A 24,532-nucleotide genomic window follows, 5' to 3' on the forward strand; every position below is an offset into this window, starting at 1 on the left:
CCAAGACCGCCAAGCATCCGACACACTCGGCGACGGCAACACAATCGAAGACCGCGGAGCCGACGACGAACCCTGACCAAGAGCCGACGAATCGGGAGAAACCGGCCGCAGCACAACCACCACCAGCAACCCCACCAACACCGCCAACAACCCGCCGACGACACCCAACCACAACCCCGAAACCCTACGCATCAACCAAACCCCTTCACGCCCGACAGGCGCGCCTAGCGCACCGCGCCGTCGCCGTCCACCTCGATGCCCTTGGTCTCAACATGCATCTCACCCTTGGGTCCCGGGCCGAGATCGGCCGGCTGCGTGCCGGACTTGGCCGTGCCCTGCGGCCACTCGCCCGCCAACAGCTGAGGCGAGCTCCGCAGGCCCCGCAGGAACTCGTCCAACGACTCGCCCGCCGCCTCGGCCTGCTCGATCACCCCGGGAATCCACTCCGCGTACGCGTGCAGCCGGTTGCCGAACTCCGCCGTCGGCGCGAAGAACTCCCGCTCCCCCGGCGTGCAGGTCAACGGATCCAGGATCTTGTTCAGCTGTTCGTAGACCGCGGTCTGCACCACCACATTGATCTCATAAGCGTATTCAAAGCTCTCCGCCATCTTCTTGACCATCTGGCTCCACTCCGAGCACGCCGCGGTCTGCACCTTCGCCATCTTCTGATACTCCTCGTAGGCCGGGCCCGCCCAACCCGCGATCACCTCCCGCTGCGGCGCCGACTCGTAGACCCCGCGCGCCAGCCTCGCGGCCTCCCTCCACTGGTCGCCCTTTTCCTTGAGGTCGTCGGGCACGTCCTGCTCCTCCAGGACCCGCTCACACTCCTTACGCAGCTTCACCATGCCATCGTCGGCGCGCTGCTTAATCTCCGCCACCTTGCGCTCATACTCCCCCTTAGCCTTCCCCCAGTCAGCAATATCACTGAAGGTGACCTTGATCTTGTCCCACCAGTTCAGGCCCTTCTTCTCATCCTCAGCCTTGATCCGCTCCTTCTCCCGCTCGATCCGATCAAGCAGATCCGCCAACTTCTTGTATTCATCCGCCCCTTCGCCGGGAGCACCCTGCTTGTGCTGCTTGATCCACTCCACTAGTTGAGGCAACCCGCCAGCAATTGCGTCCAGAATCGACATCCCTGGTCTCCAATCCTTGTCTAAACCAAAACCGACCGCCGCGCCCCAAGGCCGCGACGCAGCCCCCGTCGACGACGATCAACCGCATCGCCACCGCCGCAACACGGACCACAACGAGTATGGCACTCGCCGAGGCCAACCCGGCGGAAACCAGACCAAAAACCGCACGCTCCCCGAGAATCCCCGCCCGCCAAACAGCGCACGCCCGACAAGCAAACAAACCCGAGACGCTCCTAGCCAACTACGCATTACCGCCCCGGCGGAGGTCCAGATGCGCTACCGTGCAGAAACACGGGAAACCCAGACAGGACCACGCCATGCACCAGCCCGCCCCCACCAGCTTCGACCTCCGCTGGCGCCGCTACTCCCCGACGATGCGGCCCAGCCTGCAACGCGTATACGGCGAGCGCGCCGACGATGTGCTCGCCCGGCTGCGCGACCTCGTGGCCTCCGCCCTCGCGGCCCGCCCCGAAAGCCTGAAAACCCTGGACGAGGAGCGGCTGCTGAACCCGGACTGGCTGCAACGCCCGGAGATGCTGGGCTACGTCGCCTACACCGAGCGGTTCGCGGGCAGCCTGGCCGGGGTCGCTGACCGGCTCGACTACCTCGACGGGCTCGGGGTCAGATACCTGCACCTCATGCCGTTCCTGCAACCCCGCCCGGGCGCGAACGACGGCGGCTACGCCGTCGCGGACTATCGGGCGATCCGCCCCGACCTGGGCACCGTCGACGACCTGGCGGCGCTGACCGCCCGGCTGCGCGAGCACGGCATCTCCCTGGTGATGGACCTGGTGCTCAACCACGTCGCGCGGGAGCACGACTGGGCCCGCCGCGCCCGAGCCGGCGAGCCCCGCTACCGCGACTACTTCCTGATGTTCCCCGACCGCACCCTCCCGGAACTGTACGAGCAGCACCTGCCGGAGGTCTTCCCCGACTTCGCGCCAGGAAACTTCACGTTCGACGACGAGTCGGGCAGCTGGGTGTGGACCACCTTCAACGACTACCAGTGGGACCTCAACTGGGCGAACCCCGACGTGCTGTGCGAGTTCGTGGAGCTGATCTGCTGGCTCGCAAACCAGGGCGTGGAGGTGTTCCGCCTGGACGCGATCGCCTTCATCTGGAAACGCATGGGCACCTCCTGCCAGAATCAGCCCGAGGTGCACGACCTCACCCAGGTGCTGCGGGCCTGCCTGCGCGTCGCGGCACCCGCCGTGGCGTTCAAGGCGGAGGCCATCGTCGCGCCACACGAGCTGCTGGCCTACCTGGGATACCGGGAGCATTACGGCCTGGTGTCCGACATGGCCTACCACAACCTGTTCATGGTTCAGCTGTGGAACTGCCTCGCCACCCGCGACGTGCGGATGGCCGAGCAGGCCCTGAGCGCGGTGCCGCCGAAGCCCGCGTCGACGACGTGGGCCACCTACGCGCGCTGCCACGACGACATCGGGTGGGCGATCTCCGACGATGACGCGGCCGCCGTCGGGGCCGACGGCTACCTGCACCGCGCCTACCTGTCGGAGTTCTACTCGGGCGCGACCGGGTCGTTTGCCCGCGGGCTGGTGTTTCAGGCCAACCCGGCGACGGGCGACCGCCGCATCAGCGGCACCCTGGCCTCGCTGGCGGGCCTGGAGTCGGCGCTGGGTGCGGGCGATGAGCGGCTGGTGGAGGCCGCCGTCGCGCGGGTGGCGCTGCTGCACGCCGCGATCGCCGGATTCGGGGGCATCCCGCTGCTCTACATGGGCGACGAGCTGGGCCTGCTCAACGACTACGATTACGCGAACGAGCCGGCGCACGCGATGGACAACCGGTGGGCGCACCGGCCGCGCATGGACTGGGCGCTGGTCGAGCGCCTGGCCGACGACCCGGCCGCGCCGGCGTCGCGGATCAACGCGGCGCTCCGGCACATCTTCGCCACCCGGGCGCGCCTGCCGCAGCTGCACGCCAGCTTCCCGAGCGAGGTTGTGCCGAGCCCCGACCGGCGGGTGTTGGTGCTGGAGCGCCGCCACCCGATGGGGCTGCTGCTGCAGGTGTACAACTTCAGCCCCGACGTGGTGCCGCTTGACCACGCGGTGTTCACCGACCGCTTCGGCCGCTGGGCCCGGGAGGTGCTGGGCGGCCACGACTACAACTTCGCGCCCGCCACCATCGACATCCTGCCTTACCAGGCGGCCTGGTTCGTCGCCCGGCCGGGGCAGGATTGAGGCGCACCCGGGACGTCAGTAGAGGCTCAGGCCGATCAGTGCGATGACGAGCGCGACGATGCCGCCCAGCATCGTGTAACCCAGCCAGATTTTGCGCGACCAGCGCACCATCAGCACCGGCAGCGCGAGCGCGGCCACCGTCGCCACCAACGCCAGCACCCGCAGCGGCATCGGCGGGATACCCGACTCGACCTGGATATCGAGGCCGGCCTGGTTGTCGATGACGAGGAAGATGTAGGCGAGCCAGTACAGCACCGCCGGCGACACCGCGAGCAGGGTCAGCACGAACCATGCGGCCGCCGCCCACCAGGTGGCCCACCAGGGGCGGGCGGGACCGGAACGTTTCTTCCTGGCCGGCTTCGGGTCAGGCACGACGCAGGGCCTCCAACCGCTCGTACATCTCGTCGATGCGCTTCTTGAACCGCCGCTCCACCTCGCGGCGGCGCACCTTCAGCGTCGGGGTGAGCAGCCCATTGTCCATGGTGAACTCGTCGGAGAGCACCTCCGTCTCCTTCGGACGCTCCTGGCTGGGCAGCCGGGCGGTGAGCTCCTCGACACGACGGCGCAACTCCGCAAGCAGTTCGTTGCTCTCCAGCCAGTCCTTCAGCTCCCCCGGCCACTGCAACCGCTTCGCCAGCTCCTCGACGGCGGGCGCGGAGGGTTTGACGAGCAGCGTCACAAAGGGCCGGGTGTCGCCGATGAGCACGGCGTGCTCGAACAGCGGGTCGGCGAGGATGAGGCCCTCGATCGGCTGCGGGGCGACGTTCTTCCCGCCGAGGGTGACGATGATGTCTTTGAGCCGATCGGTGATGGTGACGAACCGCTCGTTGTCGATGTAGCCCACGTCGCCGGTGTGCAGCCACCCGTCGGCGTCGATCACCTGCGCCGTCGCCTCCGGCTGGTTCCAGTAGCCCTTCATCACGTTGGGGCCGCGGTAGAGGAGCTCGCCCAGCTCGCCCACGCGGAGTTCTCCGCCGACGATGACGCGCCCGACAGTGCCGAGCTTGAACTCGTTGGGGGCGTTGAAGGTGACCAGCGGGGACGCCTCGGTGAGCCCGTACCCGGTGCGCACCGGGAGCCCGACGGCGGAGAAGAACTCCTCGATCTCCGGCCGAAGCGGGGCGCCGCCGCAGGCCAGCACCGTCTTGGGCCCGCCCATCGCGGCGCGCACGTTCTTGAAGATGAGCTTGTCGGCCAGCGAGCGCTGCGCCCGAAGCCAGGCCCCCGGCTGCCGCCCCGAGCGGAACGCGTACTGGTTGTGGCGGCCAATCTTGAGCGCCCACGTGAGGATGGCGCGCTTCACCGGCGACGCCGCCACCTTCTGGTGCACGGTGGCGAACACCGTCTCGTACAGCTTCGGCACCGACACCAGCATCGACGGCTGGGCGAGCACCATCTGCTCGGCAACCGTGCGCGGGTTCTCCACGTAGGTGTTCAGGCAGCCGTGGGTAAGCACGAAAATGGTCCAGGCGCGCTCCAGCGCGTGGCTGAGCGGCAAGAAGGCGAGCGAGTCGTCGCCAGAGTCGACGTCGAAAAAGCTTTCCAGGGCGTCGCACTGCGCGCTCAGGCCGAGGTGCGTGAGCATCGCGCCCTTGGGGCTGCCGGTGGTGCCGGAGGTGTAGACGATGGCGGACAGGTCGTCGTCCTGCGCGCCCGCGTAGCGCTCCTCCACCGCGGGCGTGGGCGGGGTGAGAAGATCCGCGTAGCGCATGACATCGTCGGGGATGGATTCGAAGTCGGTGAAGGAAATGATCCGGGGCATCTCGGCGAACTCGCGCGCCTGCAGCACCCGCCTGGCCTCGCTTTCCCCACCGACGATGATCGCCTTCATCCCGGAATCGGCGACGATGTGCGCGATCTGTTCGGGCGTCGAGGTGGCGTAGAGCGGCACGACGATGGCACGCGCCGTATTGATCCCGAAATCGGCTTCCGTCCACTGCGGGCAGTTGTTCGCGAACAGGCCCACGCGGTCGCCGGCATCAATACCAAGATCGATCAGCCCCTGCGCGACGGAGTTCACCTTCTCCAACAGCTGGGAATAGGTCTGGGTGACCCACTCGTCGCCGATCCGGATTCGGGTGGCGACGCGTTCCGGAAGCTCGGCGACAACCTTGCGGAAGCGCACGATGACGTGCTGGCGCATGCCCGTGTCCTGAAACATGATCTTGATCGGCTTGGGCATATCTCCTCCTGCGCGTGACCCTACCCAACCGTAGGTTACTGCTTCGTCACAAACCAAGCAGTGCCGAAATGGCCGAAGCTACACCGTCGTTTTCGTTGGAACCCACCAGTTCATCGGCCGCCGCCCGGGCTTCGGCGCTGGCGTTGGCCACGGCGAACCCGCGCCCGGCCCAGCGCAGCATGTCCACGTCGTTGGGGGCGTCGCCGAAGGCCCACACCCGCTCGCGCGCGACGCCGAGCCGCCCGCACAGCAGCTCCAGCGCGCTGGCCTTCGTCACACCCGCGCCCATGATCTCGACGAACGGGGCGCCGGAGGTCGTCGCCTCCACCGCCGCGAACTCGTCGCGAAACTCCCGAATCAGCTGCTCGGGCGCCACGCCGGGGCGGCGCACAATCAACTTGGCGCAATCGTCCAGCACCACAAAGGACAAATCCCCCAGCTCCATTTCGTTTCGGGTGCGGTGATGATCCGCGAACTTCGCCTCAACCGCGTACTCCGGCTCCGCCCGGAACCACTCCCCCGCCGGCCCGACGGAGGCGAACAGCAGACTCGGGTCGCGTCCCCTCAGCCGCAGCGCCAGGGCGCGGGCGTCGTCGGCGGCCAGCGGGCGAGCAAACCAGATCTCGTTCGCCGCCAGGTGCATACCGATCGCCCCATTGCCGCAGATCGCGGGGCCAGTAAGCCCCACAGCCGACGCGATCGGGCGCAAGCCCTTGGGCTGCCGGGCGGTCACCGGCACCACCGGGATACCCCGCGCAGCCAGCTCCGCGACGACGGCTCGGGTGCGGCTGCTGACCGTGTGGTCCGCGCGCAGCAGCGTGCCGTCGAGGTCGGTAGCGACGAGCAGCGGGTCAGAGTCTGGCACGCAGCCACTCCAGGTCGGCCGCGTGTTCCACCACCCGGCCGGGCGTTTCCAACACGGTCGGGGCATCCGCCGCGCGCACGACGTCCACCAGCAGCCCGGGGTCGATCGTGCCCTGCCCCAGGTTGGCGTGCCGATCGACGCCGCTGCCCGCAGCGCCCTGCGAGTCGTTCAGGTGCACGAGGTCGATCCTCCCGGTGATGGAGCGCACATCATCGACCAGCGTCGCCAGGTCGAGCCCGGCCGCGTGCGCGTGGCAGGTGTCGAGGCAGAAGCCCACCCGGTCGAAGTTCTCGCTGCCCGCGAGCTCCCCCCACAGCCGCGCCAGCGAGTCCAGATAGCGGGCCATCGCGTGGTTGCCACCCGCCGTGTTCTCGATGAGGATCGGCACGGGCAGCCTCAGCCCGTCGACGCACTTGCGCCAGTTGGCGAACCCGGCGGCCGGGTCGTCGTTCGCGGTCACGTGGCCGCCGTGCACGACCACCCCCTTGGCGCCGATCTCGGCCGCCAGATCCACGTGCTGCTGCAGCACCTTCCGCGACGGGATTCGGATGCGGTTGTTCAGGGAGGCGACGTTGATGATGAACGGCGAGTGCACATAAAACTCGACGCCGGCCTCCTCGGCCGCCTGCGCGAAGCCGGGCACGTCGAAGGTGGGTTTCTTCCAGCTCTGCGGGTCGCCCAGGACGCATTGGGCCACGTCCGCGCCGAGGGCGAGCGCGTCGTCGAGAGGGTTTGCGGATGCTGCGTGTCCGCCGAGTTTCAGGGTCATGTTCCTCAGCCTAGGCGAAAGCCGTTCGGGGCCGCGCTACGCAGGCTGGGGTGAGCGGGTGCGGGCGACGCGTCCCGGGGTAAACAGTGTCCGACGGGTCGGCTAGGTTGGGCGCATGTCTTGGATCCCCACCGGCACAGGCCACGAGCTGGCCATCGACGACGGCCGGATCGTCGCACGCAACTCCAAAGGCAAGCCGCTGGCAAAGGTGCCTGCGGCGGCGAAGAAGACACAGGCCTGGGAGGAGCTGGATTCGCTGCTCAGCTTCCTGCACGCGCACGAGTCGGAGGTGAAGGAACAGGTGGAGCTGTGGCTGCTGCGCTCGCTGCCGGTGCCGGTGCAGCTGCTCAAGGAGGTGTGGGTAGACGACTCGTGGCGGCGCTTCCTCACCGACCTCGTGGTGTCCACCCCGGACGGTGAGGCCGTCGGCTTCCTGCGCTCGGTGACCGCCCAGGGGGTGGGTATCGTCGATCTCGACGGGGAGACGCTCACCCTGGACGCCCCGCAGGTGCTCCTGCCACACCCGGTGCTGCTGGCTGACCTGAACGACATCCGCGAGTTCGCCGTCGAGCTGGGGGTGCAGCAAAGCGTTGATCAGCTGTTTCGGGAGGTGCACCTGATGCCTGCGGACCTCGACCCCGAGGCCCGCGAGCTCAGCGACTGGGCGGACGGCAAGTTCGAGCAGCTGCGGTTCGCGCAGGCTCGGGCGGCAGCCAACGGGTTCAAGGTGTCGGGCGGTTACGCGGTCTGCCCGTGCCACGACGACGGCAGGCTCGTCGTCGCACGCTACTGGGTGGGTTCCGGCTACCCGGAGGAGGAGACGTACACCGGGGAACTGCACTGGTCGGTGGGCGACGTGGTGGTCCCGGTCAACGAGGTGGGGCCGCTCGCCTACTCGGAGGGGGTGCGCATGGCCGCGCACATCTTCGCCGGTCGTGCGGTTGAGAAGGAGGACGAGAGATGATAGGTGACGAGCAAGCCGTCGCACTCGGTGGTGTCGGGTTGAGCCGCACGGCTGACGCGGTGGTGGCCCAGGCCCGGCACTACACGCACCCCGCGCTGCCCGGCCGGAGCGTCGTCAGGGTGGTGCGGGGGAACTTGTCCGAGGTGGAGGACCTGAGCTTGGGCGCGCTCGGCTTCGAGGCCGGGCGACACACCGACGTGGGGTTCGTTCGCCACCAGGCCGTCGGCTTCCCCGCCTGGCCGATCATCCACGACCCGGCGAACGCCCGCCACGCGCTCAACCTGGTGGCAGACCTGAAGCGCGCGGCCAAGATGGCCCGCAGCCGGCCGGGGGCGACGAAGGATCTGCTGGTCGAGCTGGCCAACAAGCTGGGCCGCTCCGCGCCACACTTCCTGCCCACCTTCCTGGAAGAGGGAGCCCGCGTCTTCCTGAACGCCGGGAACCGCGCCTACGCCGCGCAGCTCTTCGCGAAGGCGCGGGAGGCTGAGCGGGTACACAATCTCGCCATCGACGATGCCCGCCACCGGCAGGTGTTCCTGGAGTTCGCGCTGGCCGGGGCGCTGAGCGGCAAGGAACTCACCGCCGAGTCCAGGGCTCTGCCGAAACGGATGCCTGCCGAGGAGGCGCTGGAGTTCTACCTGAAGCTGAACATCGACCGAATTCGCGGCGGGATGCCCCCGTTCGCCGGGTTGGGCGCAGACCTGCGTCGCCTCGCCCGGGCGGCCGGTCGTCGCGCCGGGGAGGCGGAGGAACTGCTGCTGCGCGAGGTGCTCGGATCCCCCGCGCTGTCCCGCGCGCCCAAGGCCTTCTGGGATGGGGTGCGCAAACCGCTCTCCGCGTTGACCCGCGCGGACGCCGGAATGCGTCGGGCGCTGCTGGGCATTGTGCCGGAGTCCGTGGACGCCGACGATTGGGTGGCGCTCCTGGCCGAGTGCGGGGTGGCCGACGAACTGCTTTCCGGCCAGCATGATGCCCGCGGGTGGGTGGAGCGCATGACGCGCCAACTGCAGCGGTCCTGGTCGCACCCCTATCCCCTGGAACTCGGCCGGCTGATCGCGCGGCTGCCGGGGCTGCGCGGCACACGGATCAGCCTGTCGCGCAACGTGTCCTTGGTGGACGTCAACCTCCTGGACGCGATGCTCGCGGCAGGGGCCGAGGTGGTCCTCGACGAAACCCGCCCCGGCACTCGGCTGTCGTTCGACTCGTGGGCGGAAAGCGACGACGACTCGCCCCTGACGCACCTGGCCGACGGTCCCCTGCGCGAGAACGCGGTGGCGGGTGTCGGCTCGTCGGTGGAGAAGCACCTGGGCAGGCTGTTGGGCAGCGACGGCACGCGCACGCTCCTGGCGGAGTGGGCCGAGCCGCGCATCACTCCGGACTCCTCGCCGGTCGCGGTCGCGCGGGAGCTGATCCGGCTGAACCATTTCCTCGTCCCGAAGGGCAGGGCGGCCTTCCCTCAACAGGTGGCCGCCCTGGCGAGCTGCCTGGATGCCGCCCGACTACTCGCGGCGGGGCTGCGCGGCGGCCTGCTGACCGAGCTGAGCTGGCCGGCGTTGGAGAAGGCGGTGGCCGAGCTGGGCCAGCCGAGCGAGGTGAGTTTCCACGGCTCGTGGCCCGCCGTCGGGGCGGCGCGCGACGGGCGGATCATCTGGGTGGAGCGCGATGAGCGCGTCGCCGAGGCGTCCTTCACGATGCCCGCCCTGCACGACCGCCGCAGCTGGGCATATCTGCTGGTTGACGGCCACACCTACTTCGTGGCCCGCCAGCGCGACTGGACCCACAAAGGGATTTGGTCGAACGCTCCCGGCCGGATCCTCGACGTACCCAACACGTGGCACGTCGGCAGCAGGCAGCAGTCCTTCCAGGTGCCGGGCGGCCGTCTGGTGTCCTCGTCGCTGGTGCGGGTGGGCGACGCCAGCAATCTCGAAGGGACGGCGCAGCTGCTCACCGACGGCGAGCGGTTCTGGACCTGCGACGGGGACGAGGTGAACGAGATCTCACCCGCCACCGGGAAGGTTGGCCGCAGATCGTTGCCGACGGCGCTGGCCGAGCTGGTCGAGCCGCTGCTGCGCGATGGTTGGCGGGTGGGCGGGTCGACGTCGTGGTTCCCCGCCCAGCACTGCCCGGCTTCGCTGCAGCCCGCGGGCTCCGGCTGGCGCGGCTGGGTGGAGCTGCGGCACCCGAAAGAGGGTTTCTGCTTCGTCGGGCCCGACGGCTACCGCCAGGATCCGCAGGTCAAGTTCCGATCGGTGGGCCGGATCGCCCGCCCGGGCGGCGGCCACTGGCTGTTCGACTTGTCGGGGCGGCTTTGCGAGGCCGACGGGTCGGAGCTGCTGCCCACCACTGGCGCCGACGGCGCCAATCATTTCCTGGGCCGTATTCCACCGGCGGGCTGGCACCACTTCCGGCCTCGCGACCCGGCCGCGAGCGCCCGGCTGCGAGCGGTCTCCGCAAGACAGGTGGCCGACCTCCTGGCGGCCGTCCCCACGATCGCTAAGGCCTGTGCGAACGATTCGCTACACGCCATCGTGTCGGGCGTGTGCTCCGGGTTTGGAGTGGTGCTCAACTCCGCTGAGGCCCTCGAAGCCGCCCGTCAGCTCTGCGGCAGCCACGAGCCAGCGCTGTTGGAGGCCATCGTGTGGCTGGCCGCGCAGGTGAAGGCGATCATCCGGGCGGGGGATGAATTGCTGAACTCGGTTGACGAGGAGTCGACATCGTTCGGTGACTGGGAGCCCAACCTGTCCCCAGTGTGGTGGGCGTTCGACGGTGACCGTTGGCGCACCTGCGAGACCAAACCGTCCCACTTGCGCGCGCTCGCGCAACGCGTCCTGTCCGATGGGCAGAAGCAGCCACGGTGGGGACGGTGGTTGAATCGGCTGCCGGGCCTGGCCCGGCTCACGAAAGACCGGGCGGCGAAGGCCGAACCCAGCCCGAGTGCCCTGCAATTCGGGCGCGGAGCTGGCCTGACTCTGGTCAAACCGGAGCTTCTCCTCGCTGCGGCGCTCGGCCTCGGACGCACACGCGACGAGATCGGCGGGCTCGCAGCGGCCGTCGGGGCAGTGCTGGACGCCGACCTCTACCTGCCGGAGTCGTGCGTGTACAGCGCCGACAGCACACCCGAGCATGCGCGCCAGCCCGGCGCGGTCATCGACACCCCCTCCGGGCCCAGCTTCGTGCTGGTGGTCGAGTCCTATCAGCACGAGCTGCACACCGCTTTCTCTCCCTCGGGTGGGGCGCCCGCCAAGCTGAATGGTCAGCCGGTGCGGGTGCTTCACCGGTCGTCGGGGATGGATCCCGCCGAGCTGCGGAAAGCGTTCGAGGTGCTGCTGGAGCGGGGAGCGCCCGCGTGGGATGAGCACCAGGTGGCTCGGCTGGCGGAGGGCCTCGGCTGGTCGACGGCGGCGGCGGCCCTGGTGCTGGCCGGACTGCCGAATCTCGACTCCTGGGAGCGGAACTTCCTGCCGAAGGAGGTGCGCGAGCAGCTCGGGTTGAAGGTTGCGGAGGCTGCGATGGCGCGGGGCTTCCTGCGGGAGATCAGCGTTTCCGAGCTGGTTGAGCTGGTAGCTGCGGGCGTTCAAGACCCGGTTCGTGCTGTGCTGGAGGGCCTGGATGTGGAGGCGATGATCGCCCACTCCGGGAAGACGTTCGGCGACCACGTCGTCGTACCCGATGAGCTGATCGGCAAGGCAGAACGCGCAACCCCTTATGGGGGTGCCAGCTCGCTGTCCGCGCTGTTCCAGGGCACTGATCTCAGCAGCGTCCGCCTGCCCATGTGGTTCTGGGCGGTGGCGAACGTGCCGTGCGGCGGGCCGCTGGCCGCGGTGCTGCGTCAGCGGTTCGCGGACCTCAAGAAGGCGCTACGCGCCCCGTACGAGATCGACGAGTGGTATCCGGGGCCCGAGCTGCGCCAGCTGCTGGGTCTGCCGACGCGCGGCAAGGACGGCGAGCCCCTGCACGTGGGCAGCTGCTGGCGAGTCGGGGCGTGGCAAGTCACGGAGGAGAAGCACAAGGATCTGCTCGTTTGGGATCCGCGGCTGGTCACGGACTGGCGGCGGGAGCAGGCGCTGCTCGACAGCCTGCCGGGCACGGGCTGGGCGCTTGACGTGCGGATGCGGGCCGCGCTCATCACCGGCCTGTTCGACGCGGTGGCGGGTCAGCTCGACGGCGAGGAGGGCTGGTTGCAAGATCCTCTCCGGTCGGCGCCGACGGTGGTGCGGGCTGCCGCGGAGGCCCTCGACTTGCCCGAGGAGTCGGCTCGGTACTGGCTGCAGCTGCTGGCGTTGCACGACCCGACCGACAGGAACATCGACCTGTGGAATGGGTGGCGCAAGGCCGATCGGGTGCGGGCTGCTGGGCCGCTGCTCTCGGCAGGCCTGGTCGTCGAAGCAAAGCGGGCACGGGCCGGGAGGTCCTACTTCCTGCCTGGCGGGTGGATGGAGGCTTCTCAACCGAACTTGCCGCTGGAGGTATGGAAGGCTCCCTTCTACGAGCTGCGCGACGAGCCTCGGGTGCATCCGGTGCACAACATCCTGATTCTGCTCACGCCGTTTGCGGAACTGTTCGCCGACGCCTGGCAGCGTTTCTCCGACGGGGATCGCCCGGGTTACGAGGAGTTGCGCACCGAGCGGTACCGGCGTCGGCGAGCGTAGGGAGTTCGGGCAGTTTTCGGGGTGCACCCCCCAAAAAACGCCTGGGCATCCTTCATGCGGAAGTCCGCCGCTCCCCGCTCCCGCAGCGCGGCCGGCAGCTCAGTCGAAACGTCAAAGCTCTTCGACGCCAACCTGCCGCGCGCTCCCGCACCGCGGCATCCTCCGGGCTGTCCGGATCCGCCAGGAACAGGCCGTACCCAATCGATAACTGGCTTCCGCGCCGAACGAGTCCACAACGGAACCGGCAACACATCCCTCACCCCACCCATCCCCTACCGGCAAAGCTGTCGGCGGCGTCGGATAGGTTGTCTGCCGGGCGCTGCGCCACCGCAGGCCCGCCGACTAAGGGAGTGATGATGGAGCCCGTGCACCAAGTGCCGCCGCCCGAGATCAGATTCGCCGACGAGTTGGCGCGGCTGGCTGCGCTGCCCGGGGCGCGCCCCCCGGGTTGGCGACTCACGCCGTCGGCCGTGGTTTCCTTCATCTGCGGCTCCGACAAGCACAAGATCAGCCGTAAGTTCGTGGGCGACGTGGCGCTGGTAGAGCGTTGCGTCATCACCCTGGCGGGCGAGCGGGCGCTGCTGCTGGTGGGCGAGCCGGGCACCGCGAAGTCGATGCTGTCCGAGTTGCTCGCCGCCGCGATCTGCGGCTCCAGCGGCCTGACCGTGCAGGGCAGCGCCGGCACCACGGAGGACCAGCTGCGCTACGGCTGGAACTACGCGGCCCTGCTGGCGCGCGGCCCAAGCGAGGACGCGCTCGTCGACTCGCCGATCCTCGCCGCCATGCGCTCGGGCCGGGTGGCGCGCGTCGAGGAGATCACCCGCTGCCTACCCGAGGTGCAAGACGCCCTCGTCTCCGTGCTGTCCGAGCGGCGGCTGGCCGTGCCGGAGCTGGGCGAATACGCGGTGCCCGCACGGCCCGGGTTCTGCGTGATCGCCACCGCAAACCTGCGCGACCGGGGCGTCTCCGAGATGAGCGCCGCGCTCAAGCGGCGATTCAACTTCGAGGCCGTCGAGCCCATCGCGGACGCGGACGCCGAGATCCAGCTCGTCAAGCAGCGCACCCAGCAGGCTCTCGCCGCGGCTGGGGCGGAAACCCGCGTCGACCAGGTGGTGGTGGAGACCCTGGTCACCGCGTTCCGGGAGCTGCGCTCCGGGATGAGCCAGGAGGGCTGGGCGGTGGAGAAACCCTCCACCGTGCTCTCCACCGCGGAGGCTGTCGCCATCTCGGGATCGATCGCGCTCGCCGGGGCGTTCTTCCCGCATGCCAGCGACGGGGTACGTCTCATCCCCGGGCAGTTGCTGGGCGCGGTGCGCAAGGACGACGCCGACGACGGCGCCAGACTGTTGGCCTACTGGGACACCGTCGTGCAGCGCCGCGCCGCCGACGGCCGACACACCTGGGTGCAGCTGTGGCAGCTACGGCACGTGCTGGAGCAGTGAATCCCGTCGACGAGTTGGTCGCCTGCCGCGAGCCGTTCCTGATCGGCGTGCGGCACCACTCGCCCGCGCTCGCCGTCGCCGTGCCGCGCCTGCTCGACGACTTCGCGCCGGACGTGTTGGCCGTCGAGCTGCCCACGGAGGCCGCAGGCTGGCTCGACTTGCTCACTCATCCCGAGGCGGAAGTTCCCCTGGCTTTGGCGTTCAGCCGGGCGGCGAATCTCGCGTTCTACCCGTTCGCCGACTTCTCCCCCGAGCTGTCCGCCCTGCGCTGGGCGCGAAGCCGCGACGTGCCCGTGGTCTGCATTGATCTCCCGGTGGCCGAGCGCGCCGGGTACGCCGAGCAGCCCCCGGAGGACGAGCAGTCCCCGGAGGACGAGCAGTCCCCGGAGGACGAGCAACCCGCGGAGGGCGGGCGGCCCGCGGGCGACGATCGGGGCGTCCGGGCACTGCGCGGGCTCGCGCGAAGCGACGACTCGCAGGAGATCTGGGACCGGCTGGTCGAGGCGCGCGCCCCCGGCGCGTCCGCCGAGGAGCTGCGCGTGGCGGCGCTGGCGCACGGCTGGGCGCTGCGGGTGGGCTCGGCCATCGACCCCCTCACCGCGGCGCGTGAGGCGCACATGGCGCGGGCCGTCGCCGCCGAGGCACTTTCGGGCAGGAGGGTGGCCGCCGTCGTGGGCTCCTTCCATGCCGCTGCGCTGGCCGGCCCGGCCGCCGAGGCTCCCGAAGCCCAGCCCCGCGCCCAGGACGATCCCCCACCCGTCGAGCAGCCCGCCGGCCCCGACGACGTGGCGGCCTGCCTGGTGCCGTACACGTTCGCGCAACTCGACTCCCGTTCCGGCTACCCGTCCGGGATTCGCGACCCGGCGTGGCAGCAGGCGGTGTGCGAGTCCCGCCTGGACGCGCACCGGATTCGCTCCGCGGCGACGGCGTTCGTCACCCGCATCGCGCGCGAGCTGCGCGCCGTCGGCCTCCCCGCCGGGCCGGCTGAGGCGGCCGAGACGGCCAGGATGGCCCTGGATCTCGCCAGCCTCCGGGGGCTGGCGGCTCCGTCGCGGCGGGAGTTGATCGAGGCCGCGACGACGGTGCTGGCCCAGGGCGAGGTGCTGGGCCGGGGCCGGGCGGTGGCGGAGGCGCTGGAGCGGGTGCTGGTGGGCAGGCGACGCGGGCGCGTCGCCCCCGGCACACCGCAGTCGCCGCTGCGGGCGCGGATAGTGGAGGAGCTGCGCGCCCTGCACATCGACCCCGACGCCCCCGTGCAGCTGAGCCTCACCCCGCTGCGCGGGTCCACCGACCTGGCGTGCAGCGTGCTGCTCACCCGGTTGAGCGTCGGCGGGATCGTGTACGCGTCGCGCGCCGAGTCCGGCACCTGGCGCGGGGCGAAGGTCCTGGCCACAACCTGGTCGTGCAGGTGGTCGCCCAGCACGGACGCCAGCATCGAGCTGGCCGCCGCGCGCGGCCTGACGCCGGAGCAGGTGGCCACCAGCCAACTGCTCACCACCGTCGTCAGCGGCCCCGACGACGCGGCCCGCCTCCTCCTCGACGCCGCCGGCTGCGCGAGCGGCCCCGGGGTGCGGCGCGCCCTCCAGGTGATCGCGCCGCTGGTGGCCACGGTGGGGTTCGCTGACGCGGTGGCCCTCGGCACGGCGCTGGCCGAGGTGGGCGAGTGCCGCGTGCCCGGCGCCGAGCTGCTGCCCGAGGGGCTGGCGCGGCAGGCCATCGAGCTGCGCTCCGCCCTGACCGCAGCGGCGGTGCGCGAGCTGGGCGGCATCGCCGGCTCGGACAATCCCGACGATGCGCTCGCCCTCGCCGTGTTCAGCGACCTGGGCCGCGAGCGCCCCCTCACCCTGCGGGCGGCGCTTCGCCGGATGCTCACCGAGGGGTCCCCGCTGATGCAGGGCGCGGCGGCGGGGGTGCTGCTCGACGAGGCCGACGCCGTCGTCCCCTCCTGGCTGGTGGCGCACACCCCGGAGGCCCGGCGGGCGCTCAGCCGGCGCATCGTCGGGCTGCTGGCGGCTGCTGGGCCACGGTTTGACACCGCGCCCGCGACGCTGGCGCTCGTCGAGCGTGTGAATGGCCTCGCGGATGCGGAGTTCGTGGCGCTGCTGCCCGCACTGCGCGGCGGCTTTGACTGCCTGAGCGAGCGCGCCCGCGAGCAGCTGCTGGGCGGCCTCGCGCACGAGCTGGGCCGGGCGCGGGCGCTTACGCTGTCCCCCGACGATGCGATCGCCGCCGCGCGCCACGACGTGGCGGCCAGGGAGCGTCTGGCCGCGCTAGGCTTGGCCGACGTGTCTTTCTCCCCGGCTGAGCGCTGGCGGCTGGTGCTCGCCCGGGAACGCAGCCGCTTGTCGCAGCAGGGCGCGCGGATGGCGTCGGCGCTCGACGAGCTGTACGGCCGCGACGACGCGGACGCCCTCGACCCGGCGCAGCGCGCGGCGGGCGACGGCCCCTCCCAGTTGGGCGTGCGCGAGTGGAGGTCGGAGATCGAGGCGCTCTTCGGCCCCGGGGAGGTCACGGAGATCTTTGCCGAGGCCGCTTCCGGGGGCCGGGGCGACCTGCTCGAACAGTTGTCCCCCGACGAGGTGCGCCCCTCGGTCGAGCTGCTCACCACCGCGCTGTCCCTCACCGGGGCGCTGTCCGAGGCCAGGCTGGCGAGGCTGCGCCCCCTGGTGGCGCGGCTGGTGGCTGAGCTGAGTACCCAACTCGCCGTCCGCCTGCAGCCCGCGCTCACCGGCCTGGCCACGGGCCGACCAACGCGCCGACGCACCGGACGGCTCGACCTGCCCCGCACGCTGCGCGCCAACCTGCGCCACGTCGTGGAGTTCGCCGGGCGCGCCCAGGTGGTGCCGGTGCATCCGGTGTTCAGCTCCCCGATGGAGCGCCAGGTGGACTGGCATCTGATCCTGCTGGTGGATGTTTCCGGGTCGATGTCGGAGTCGGTTGTCTTCTCTGCCTTGACCGCAGCGATCCTGGCCGGCTCGCCGTGCCTCAGCGTGCAGTTCCTGGCGTTCGACACCAGCGTGATCGACTTCACCGGGCACGTCTCGGATCCGCTGAAGCTGCTGCTGGAAGTGAAGGTGGGCGGCGGCACCGACATCGCCTCCGCGCTGCGCGTGGCGCGCTCCCGAGTCAAGGTGCCCGCACGCACCCTGCTGGTGCTGATCAGCGATTTCGACGAGAACGGCCCGGTGGCCCCGCTGCTGGCCGAGGTGGAGCAGCTGCGTTCCTCCGGGGTGCATCAGCTGGGCTGCGCGGCCCTGAGCGACAGCGGCCGGGGCGTGTACAACGTCGGGGTGGCGGCGCAAGTGGCCGGAGCGGGCATGCGCGTGGCCGCGCTTTCCCCGTTGGATCTGGCCCACTGGGTGGGCACCGTCATCCGGGAGGGATCGAGGTGAAAATTGATCCAGGGTTGCAGGCGCGGGTGGTGGAGGCGCTGGTCCCGCGCGTGCGTCGACGCGTCGACGCGCTGCTGTCCGAACCGCCGCCGCTGGGCCCCACCGTCGACTTCGGGAAGGCCACGGTGCGCCTGGCGGACGTCGAGGTGGCATCGGCCGACGAGCACCTCACCTGCGACTGCCTCCTCGCCCCCGCCTGCGCGCACCGCGCGGTGGTGGCGCTGCTGCTGCCCCTGGCCGCCGCCGAAGCCATTGCGGCCGGCCCGCCGCCCGGCGACGTCCACGCGCCGCCCCCGCAGCCGGCCGCCCGGGCCCGCACGCCGTCGGCGCTCGATCGGCTGCGCCGCAGCACGGCGGCCCGGGATCCTCTGCCCATCACCGAGGCCCAGCTCACCACGGTCCACACCACCTGGCGGCACCTGGCGGACGTGCTGCTGGGCGGCAGCCACCGTCTCGACGCGGCACGCCGCGCGCAACTGGCCGGCGACCTGCACCAGCTGCGCACCCGGGCGCTGCACGTCGCGGATCGCGCGCTCACCGGCTTCGTGGGCGCGCTCGGCACCGACGACCCCCAGTCGCCCGGCTTCGCCGCCGCCGTCGTCAACCTGTACCAGCTGTCCCGGCTGTCCCCCGGCGACGAAGCCCGGGAGCTGATCGGCCGGATTCGCGAGGCCTACACCGAGATCGGTGGCCTCTCCCTCGCCCCGCTCTACGCGGAGCCCGTGCTCACCGGATCGGGTTTCTCGGGCGTCGCCGCGCACTTCGTCGACGCCGACGGCACCACCTGGCGGGTGGAGCAGGTGCTTCCCGGCGGGCGCAGGAACATCACCCGCCGCTACGCGGCCAGCGAACCCTGGGGTGGGCTGAGCGCCCCCCTCCGGGCGCTCAGCAGGCACCACGTCCTGCTCTCGTCCGCCACCGCGCGCGCCGACCGCAAGCTGGGCGGGGGCCGCCAGGTGCGGGCAGTGCTGCAAAACCCCTGGTCGGGCTGGGAAAGGCTGCCGGAGGGTCACCGGCTGGTGGCCGGGCCCATCGTCGGCGGCGACCGGGAGGGAATCGTCGTGGCCGGCGAGCGTCTCACCCTGCTTCCGACGGCGGCTCGGCTCGGCGCTGGCCTCGGCACAGAGCTGTTCGGGGCCGCCGTCGGCACCCAGGTGACGTGCCTCGTCGCGGGCGACACGCTGCTGGGCATGCGCGTGGGCGAAGGGGTCATCGAGTTGCCCGACGAGCTGGGCGGCCTCTGGTGGCCAGGGTTGGACACCGTCGAGCGCTCCTGGGTGGGCCAGTTGCCCGCCGTGCGGAAACCGCCGCCGCCCACACCCGACGATGTGACCAGCTGGGCGGACTCCCCGCCGAAGGTACGCCTGGTGGTGGAGCGCTGGTGCGAGCGGGTTCTCCGGGGCGGGTCCAGCGTCGTGGCTGCTGAGCAGCTGGAGCGCGACGCGCAGTGGCTGCGTTCGGCGGGGGCCCCGTTCGCGGGCGAGCTGCTGCTGGGTCTGCGGGTGGCGATGACGCAGGGTGGCCGCCGCTTCGACGGCACCTGGTGCCCGGACGCGGAGGCGTTCCTGTTGGCCTGGCTGCGGCTCAGCCAGTACTAAAACCTTGCACGCCGAGCCGCAGCGCCGTCGGTTCGGGGAGGACATCGCCAGCGTGCCCACCCGGCACAACCCCCACGTGTACCGGTGGATTCAGCTGGGCAGCTGGCGACGTCCCTCCAGTCGGCCGAGTGTCCACCCGGCCTGCCCTGCCCGGAGGCTGCCCCAGAAGGCGGCACCGCCACCGCTCTTCCTCTGGCCCCGGGCAGGGACGCTTTTAAACAATTCCTAATGCTTTGCCTGGCGTGAATCCGGGGAAGATCTCGCTGATCTTGTGGGCTCCTCCCATCCGCTTCGCGACGATCTCCGACAATGCCTGCCGGTAGTCCAGGGTGATGGGTACATCGCCCAAGCTGAGGTTCCCTTTCTCCAGCGTGGGCACCTGACCGTAGACCTTTCCGCCGCGCACCCCGCCGCCCAGTATGAACATGGTGTTGCCCTGCCCGTGATCCAGGCCCGCGTCGCCGTTCTCGGCCACGCGGCGGCCGAATTCGCTCATGGTGACGACGGTGGTTTTGGCCCACAGTGGGCCGAGGTCACGCCGGAGAGCCGCCAACCCGTCGGCGAGTTCCCTGGCCAGCCGCGAGAACTGCCCCTTGGCGTCGCTGGCCTTCCCAACCAGCCGATGCATGTCCCACCCGCCGAAGTCGATGGTGGCCACCTCGACACCCAACCCAGATTTCGCCATCCGCGCAATCTCGGCCAGCCCCGCTCCCCACCTGCTCTTCGGGTAGGACGACGCATCCGTCTCCCCGCTCTGCCGGATTCGACGCAGCTCGTCCACCGCGTCGAACGTGACCTCGGCCTGCTCCTGCACTTCGCCGCCCACCGAGCCGTACATCTCCTCGATGACGCGCCGCACGCTGTTGCGGGTCTGTTCACCGGCGTAGGTGCGCAGGTCGAACGCGGCGATGCTCGACACCGCAAGCGCGTTCGCCGACTCCGCGCTGAGCGACAGCACCGTCGAGTTGCCGAGGGTGATGCCGCGGAAGATGCCGCTAGACGTCGCGGAGTGCTGGAGGTAGCGGCCCAGCCATCCGCTGCGCACGTTGGCGGGCGCGGCCCGCTCGACGAGCGCCTGGTCCTCGAAGTGGGAGCGGGTGACGTTCGGGGAGCCCGCGCCCTGGAGCACGGCGAGTTCCCCGGCCTGCCAGATCTCGTGCAGGCTGGCCATGTTCTGGTTCAGGCCCCACTCGCTGCCCAGCGCGACGGTGTGTTCCGGGCGCACACCGATCGTCGGGCGGGCCGCGTAGTACGCGGAGTCGGTGATGGGCGCGACGGCGGAGAGCCCGTCGAAGCCGCCGCGCAGGAACACCACGACGAGCAGCTGGCCGTCCCCGCCCGGCTCGGCGAACGAGTAGCGCGGCAGCATCGACTCCGTCAGCAGCGCCCCGAATCCGGCCGCGATGCCGCCCAGCACGTGCCGCCGTTTCACGCCGCGCGGGCCGTCGGCGGCGTGCTCTACCTCGTAGAGCTCCGGGCGGTCGAAGTTCTCGGCGACGAAGCCGTCGGCTTCGCAGCAGCTCATGGACACCTTGCGGTCGGCCACCTGCACCACGAGTTCGTCGTCGGATTCGTTGTGGTGGTGCATCGGGGTGACGATATCCTCGTGCAGCAGAGCTGTTCCCTGAATAAAACGGGTCTTTCTCGGTTTCATCGTGGTGCGGCTCCGTTTATCTAGCGCAGGGATGCGTAGGGGCTGGCGAAAATGACGCGGACGGCTTGGGAGACCCAGAAATCCAGGTCCTTGGCGGGCACGGCTTGCCCGGTGGCGGTTTCACCGCCGGCCAGCAGCATCGCGATGTTGCCCAGGTGAGCCTCGGACCATTCGTAACCGGTGAGGTGCCAGGTGATGCGTCTGGCGACGGTTGGCGCATCGTCGCCGGCGTTGATGCCGAGTGCGGTGGACCACGACGTGAGGCCGGACTCCTTCTTGTCGCCCAGCACCGCGTCTTGGGTGGCGTTGATCATCTGCAGCGTGGTGGCGGCCGAGTTCCAGTAGTGCGCGGAGTCGGGGTAGCCGTCGACGACGGGCCAGGCGCGCGGCAGGTTGCGGGCTTGCTGGATGAGCCAGCCGTAGGTGCCGATGCTGTACTCTTCGCCGCCACCGAGGCGCCCCTCGGGCTTCACTCGGTACACCTGGGCCGCACGCGAGATTGAGCTGATGAGTTCCATGGGGCGGCGCCACTTCTGGCCCACCGCTGCCATGAAGTCGGGGTGCGTCAGGGTGGCCTTCACGAGCGCCGCGACGCTGGTGTCGGCGCGCAGGTAGGCTTCGGCGAGTTCGTTGACGGTGTGTTCGCTGGGCTCGTCGGAGATGAACCGCACGGCGAACCTGTGCGCGAGCCTGCGGGCGGTGCCGGGGTGTTTGGCCAGGTATTCGACATAGCGGCCGAGCAACTCGGGTCCGGCGGCCGGATCATCGTTGGGGTCGGCGAACTCCATGATGTGGAGCGGGCCGGTGTGGTGCTGGTTCGCCCGGTAGAGGTAGCGGTACTTCTGCCAGTCGAGGCTGTGTCCGGTGAGCAGCAGGGCGCTGTGCCGGACGTCGTCCTCGTCGTAGTGGCCCACGCCAACGGTGTATAGCTCCAGGAGTTCGCGGCCCAGGTTCTCGTTGGGGTTGGCCTTGGTGTTGACGTGGTTGTCGAGTTCGACGAGGAGGGCCGGGTGCGTGATCAGCGCGTGGAGGGTGTCGGCGTAGCGGCCGAGCGCGTGTTTGCGCAGCAACTGATCGTATTCGGCACTGTATGCGATGGCCTTGTTGGGGATGGGCACGTAGATGTGGTTGGCGATCACGTCGATGACCTGCTCGGCGAGGATGCGCTTCGTGAAGCGCGCTCTGGCCAACAGCGAGTTCGTTACCTGGGGCCCGATCCGGTGTAGCTGGTTAGTGTGCCGGGCCACGTCGGCGGTGGCGGCGTTCGCCCAGGGGAAGAACTTGGCGATCACCGCCTCGACGTGGGAGTCGTCGATGGTTTCGGGCTTGAGTTGCGCGTCGATCCAGCCGGGGATGCCGAGCCGTTCGATGTCCGCCACGTCGGCGGCGCTGACTCCGATGCCGGCGCGGCGCGCCAGGTGCCAGGCCGCGGTGGTTTTGAGCGGGAGCTGGGGGGCGAGCGGGCTGGTGGCGGTGAGCGTCGCGCCGGGCGGGGGCGCCTGGAAGGCTTTCGACGGCTCTACCTCGGCCGGGCTGCTGTCGGCTTCTCGGTTCTTCTCGGGTTCGGTGTCGCGTGACCGTTCCGGGTTGGTGCCGGACATGTCGTCGTCGCTGGGGTCCTGCAGCACCCTGCGGTTGCGGTTGGCTTTTCTGGGTTCGCCCCGGCCGCCGGATTTCCTGCTGCCCTCGCGCCTTTCCGGGCGGATGGTGCGCTGCTGATCTGGCTGGTCGGGGAGGCTGTCGGAGTCGGGGGTGGGCGCAGCGCTGGGCTCCGCGCTGGGGGTTGGGCTGGGCTCCGGAGTGGGCGTCTCCCGGGCGAAGGCTGGCTCGGCGGTTTCCGGGGCACTAAGGATGGGGTCGTCGGGTTTCAGGAAGGTTTCCCCGGCGGCGTTGTCGATCTTCTTGGCCTCTCCGTCGGAGGATCCGCCGCTCAGCAGGTAGCCGAATCCGCTGGCCGCCGCGCCGAGCACGGCCAGCGCCCCCGCGCCGAAGGCGACGAGATGCCGGCGGCTGTCTCGGGCCGCCTGGGGCGGCGTCGGGGCGACGTGCCTAACGGGGTCCGGAAGCGTCGGGGCCGCGGGCGGCGCCATGCGCGCCGGCTGCTGCGGCCCGCTCGCCGACGATGGCTCCTGCATCCGCCGGGGGACGGGCTGGCCTGCCCCCGGACCCATCAGCTCAGACATCTGGCTCCGTTCGAGTACACCTTAGAGGTTGCTGAGAATTTCTAAGCAGAACCTACGCGCATCTCGCGCCCCGCTGCCACTTCTCCGGGCGGATAACACCGCCCTACGGCCGAAGATGAGTACGAATACTTAGGCTATTCAGCCCCAGTACCTAGGCATTTCTGAGTATCAATACTCAGAAATGCCTGAGCTGGCATCGGCCGTCGGGCCAGCCCACCAGCAATCGGCCACCGCCGACCGGCAACCAGCCGCTCCCAAGTCGCCTCTTGCCGCCGCCCCGCCGGCCCACACGCCAAAGTTCCCCCCAACGGCCCCAGCCAGGCATCCCGCACGCGATAATGGGTTCATGGACAGCGACGATGACCCCGGCCTGGCCCGCCTACGCGAACTGGCGCTGGCTCTGCCCGGCGCGCGGGAGAAGCGGGTCGTCAGCATTCCCGCCTTCTTCACAAAGAAGGTCTTCGCCTACTGGGGCATGCCCTACAAGCTCGACGGCCATGTGCTGCGTCGCCCCACCCTGAGCGTCCTCCTGCCCGACGCGGAACGGCTGGCCCTGCTCCAGTCGGGGCGCGCCCACATCCCGATGTACATCGGCCCGCACGGCTGGGTGGGAGTCGTCGTGGACGCGGACAGCGACTGGGCAGAGCTGGCCGAGCTGGTGGAGGAATCCTTCCGCGAAACCGCGCCCAAGCGGCTCGTGGCGGAGCTGGACGCCCGATGAGCGAAATCCGACGACTGCTCGCCGCCGCCGGCGACCCAGAGCGGGCGGCCAGTCAACAGGCCTACATGAAGTCCGCGATGCCGTTTCGCGGAGTCGGCGTGCCGCAGGTGCGCAAAATCACCCGGGGCGTCGTGCGCAAAATGCGGTTCACAAGCCTGGAAGAGCTGTCTACCTTCACCCTGAACCTGTGGGACAACGCCCGCTACCGGGAGGAACGCTACGCTGCGCTCGCGGTCCTGCGCGCGCCTGCCGCCCGGCCGTTCCTCGACGCATCGGCGCTGCCGCTGGTTCGCCACCTGGTGGTGACGGGTGCCTGGTGGGACCTCGTCGACGAGACGGCTCACGTGCTGGAGACCATCCTCACGGCCGACGCACAGCGTACCGTCCCCGTCATCGAGGCCTGGGCGGAAGGGGAGGACATGTGGCTGCGCAGGGTGGCAATTTTGAGCCAGCTGCAACGCGGGGCAGACACGGACGTCAACCTGCTCGGCCGGGTGATCGCCAAGAACCTCCTCGGCTCCCTGCACGGGGACCAGTTCTTCATCCGGAAGGCGATCGGTTGGGCCCTCAGGCAGTACGCCCGCTGCGACGCCGATTGGGTGCGCGCCTTCCTCACCGAACATGAGCGCAAGCTCAGCGCGCTGAGCCGACGCGAGGCCGCCAAATACCTGTGAGGGCCGCCCCACCGTCGCGCCCGAGCTGTGACCCGCCCCTTCCCGTGCCTTGGCCGGGCAGATAGGGTTGGTTATTCCCCGCCCATCGAGTAGTGAAGGAACGCT

The 24,532-nt window shown here is 70.1% G+C and carries 16 protein-coding genes; 8 read left to right on the top strand and 8 right to left on the bottom strand.

Going from position 1 to position 24,532, the window contains the following annotated elements:
- On the bottom strand, positions 1-192 hold a 192-nt coding region (locus tag EII42_RS08425; protein WP_148098041.1), incomplete at its 3' end, for a hypothetical protein.
- A gap of 32 nt (positions 193-224) precedes the next feature.
- On the bottom strand, positions 225-1,133 hold the full coding sequence (locus tag EII42_RS08430; protein ID WP_125171682.1) for a hypothetical protein: 909 nt from the start codon (positions 1,131-1,133) through the stop codon (positions 225-227).
- A gap of 317 nt (positions 1,134-1,450) precedes the next feature.
- Here EII42_RS08430 and EII42_RS08435 point away from each other — a divergent pair, with 317 nt between their 5' ends.
- The gene (locus EII42_RS08435) at positions 1,451-3,334 is read left to right on the top strand and encodes an amylosucrase (RefSeq protein WP_125171683.1); all 1,884 of its coding nucleotides are present in this window, start codon (positions 1,451-1,453) and stop codon (positions 3,332-3,334) included.
- A gap of 15 nt (positions 3,335-3,349) precedes the next feature.
- On the opposite strand, the gene EII42_RS08440 is transcribed toward EII42_RS08435, so the two are convergent.
- The 4 genes from EII42_RS08440 to EII42_RS08455 are packed head-to-tail and all read right to left on the bottom strand — an operon-like array spanning position 3,350 to position 7,150.
- Entirely contained in the window at positions 3,350-3,706 is a 357-nt protein-coding gene (locus EII42_RS08440; protein WP_125171684.1) for a hypothetical protein, read from the bottom strand.
- A complete protein-coding gene (locus EII42_RS08445; protein ID WP_233558327.1) occupies positions 3,699-5,516 on the bottom strand; it encodes a long-chain fatty acid--CoA ligase in 1,818 nt (605 codons plus the stop codon). Before EII42_RS08445 ends, EII42_RS08440 begins: the two co-directional genes overlap by 8 nt.
- 46 nt (positions 5,517-5,562) lie before the next feature.
- Positions 5,563-6,381 carry an HAD family hydrolase gene (locus tag EII42_RS08450; RefSeq protein ID WP_199729839.1) on the bottom strand — a complete coding sequence of 273 codons (819 nt, stop codon included), beginning with the start codon at positions 6,379-6,381 and terminating at the stop codon, positions 5,563-5,565.
- Entirely contained in the window at positions 6,368-7,150 is a 783-nt protein-coding gene (locus EII42_RS08455; protein WP_125171686.1) for a deoxyribonuclease IV, read from the bottom strand. Before EII42_RS08455 ends, EII42_RS08450 begins: the two co-directional genes overlap by 14 nt.
- Positions 7,151-7,265: 115 nt before the next feature.
- Between EII42_RS08455 and EII42_RS08460 the strand changes: the two genes are divergently transcribed.
- The 5 genes from EII42_RS08460 (at position 7,266) to EII42_RS08480 (ending at position 19,195) form a co-directional block, all read left to right on the top strand.
- Entirely contained in the window at positions 7,266-8,114 is an 849-nt protein-coding gene (locus tag EII42_RS08460; protein WP_125171687.1) for a DUF4132 domain-containing protein, read from the top strand.
- Positions 8,111-12,763 (top strand): hypothetical protein, encoded by a 4,653-nt coding sequence (locus tag EII42_RS08465; protein ID WP_125171688.1) that lies wholly within the window; start codon positions 8,111-8,113, stop codon positions 12,761-12,763. The genes EII42_RS08460 and EII42_RS08465 overlap by 4 nt, the downstream gene beginning before the upstream one ends.
- A 353-nt stretch (positions 12,764-13,116) precedes the next feature.
- Entirely contained in the window at positions 13,117-14,205 is a 1,089-nt protein-coding gene (locus EII42_RS08470; RefSeq protein ID WP_233558328.1) for an AAA family ATPase, read from the top strand.
- Positions 14,175-17,597 (top strand): DUF5682 family protein, encoded by a 3,423-nt coding sequence (locus EII42_RS08475; RefSeq protein ID WP_233558329.1) that lies wholly within the window; start codon positions 14,175-14,177, stop codon positions 17,595-17,597. The genes EII42_RS08470 and EII42_RS08475 overlap by 31 nt, the downstream gene beginning before the upstream one ends.
- On the top strand, positions 17,594-19,195 hold the full coding sequence (locus EII42_RS08480) for a hypothetical protein (RefSeq protein ID WP_125171689.1): 1,602 nt from the start codon (positions 17,594-17,596) through the stop codon (positions 19,193-19,195). Before EII42_RS08475 ends, EII42_RS08480 begins: the two co-directional genes overlap by 4 nt.
- 214 nt (positions 19,196-19,409) lie before the next feature.
- Here EII42_RS08480 and EII42_RS08485 read toward each other — a convergent pair whose 3' ends face one another.
- Both EII42_RS08485 and EII42_RS08490 read right to left on the bottom strand, forming a co-directional pair.
- Entirely contained in the window at positions 19,410-20,849 is a 1,440-nt protein-coding gene (locus EII42_RS08485; protein WP_125171690.1) for a DUF1501 domain-containing protein, read from the bottom strand.
- Positions 20,850-20,869: 20 nt separating this feature from the next.
- Complete coding sequence (locus tag EII42_RS08490) at positions 20,870-23,032, bottom strand: DUF1800 family protein (RefSeq protein WP_125171691.1); 2,163 nt, start codon at positions 23,030-23,032, stop codon at positions 20,870-20,872.
- 346 nt (positions 23,033-23,378) lie between these two features.
- Here EII42_RS08490 and EII42_RS08495 point away from each other — a divergent pair, with 346 nt between their 5' ends.
- Together EII42_RS08495 and EII42_RS08500 are read left to right on the top strand one after the other, a co-directional pair.
- A complete protein-coding gene (locus EII42_RS08495) occupies positions 23,379-23,753 on the top strand; it encodes an MmcQ/YjbR family DNA-binding protein (RefSeq protein WP_125171692.1) in 375 nt (124 codons plus the stop codon).
- The gene (locus EII42_RS08500) at positions 23,750-24,427 is read left to right on the top strand and encodes a DNA alkylation repair protein (RefSeq protein ID WP_125171693.1); all 678 of its coding nucleotides are present in this window, start codon (positions 23,750-23,752) and stop codon (positions 24,425-24,427) included. The genes EII42_RS08495 and EII42_RS08500 overlap by 4 nt, the downstream gene beginning before the upstream one ends.
- Positions 24,428-24,532 lie beyond the last annotated feature (105 nt).

This window comes from Tessaracoccus sp. OH4464_COT-324 (assembly GCF_003932855.1).
Classification (GTDB): domain Bacteria; phylum Actinomycetota; class Actinomycetes; order Propionibacteriales; family Propionibacteriaceae; genus Arachnia.

Coding starts and splice junctions, on each gene's coding strand:
- EII42_RS08430 (WP_125171682.1), bottom strand. CDS start 1,133: ATGTCGATTCTGGACGCAATTGCTGGCGGGTTGCCTCAACTAGTGGAG.
- EII42_RS08435 (WP_125171683.1), top strand. CDS start 1,451: ATGCACCAGCCCGCCCCCACCAGCTTCGACCTCCGCTGGCGCCGCTAC.
- EII42_RS08445 (WP_233558327.1), bottom strand. CDS start 5,516: ATGCCCAAGCCGATCAAGATCATGTTTCAGGACACGGGCATGCGCCAG.
- EII42_RS08455 (WP_125171686.1), bottom strand. CDS start 7,150: ATGACCCTGAAACTCGGCGGACACGCAGCATCCGCAAACCCTCTCGAC.
- EII42_RS08460 (WP_125171687.1), top strand. CDS start 7,266: ATGTCTTGGATCCCCACCGGCACAGGCCACGAGCTGGCCATCGACGAC.
- EII42_RS08465 (WP_125171688.1), top strand. CDS start 8,111: ATGATAGGTGACGAGCAAGCCGTCGCACTCGGTGGTGTCGGGTTGAGC.
- EII42_RS08470 (WP_233558328.1), top strand. CDS start 13,117: ATGATGGAGCCCGTGCACCAAGTGCCGCCGCCCGAGATCAGATTCGCC.
- EII42_RS08485 (WP_125171690.1), bottom strand. CDS start 20,849: ATGAAACCGAGAAAGACCCGTTTTATTCAGGGAACAGCTCTGCTGCAC.
- EII42_RS08490 (WP_125171691.1), bottom strand. CDS start 23,032: ATGTCTGAGCTGATGGGTCCGGGGGCAGGCCAGCCCGTCCCCCGGCGG.
- EII42_RS08495 (WP_125171692.1), top strand. CDS start 23,379: ATGGACAGCGACGATGACCCCGGCCTGGCCCGCCTACGCGAACTGGCG.
- EII42_RS08500 (WP_125171693.1), top strand. CDS start 23,750: ATGAGCGAAATCCGACGACTGCTCGCCGCCGCCGGCGACCCAGAGCGG.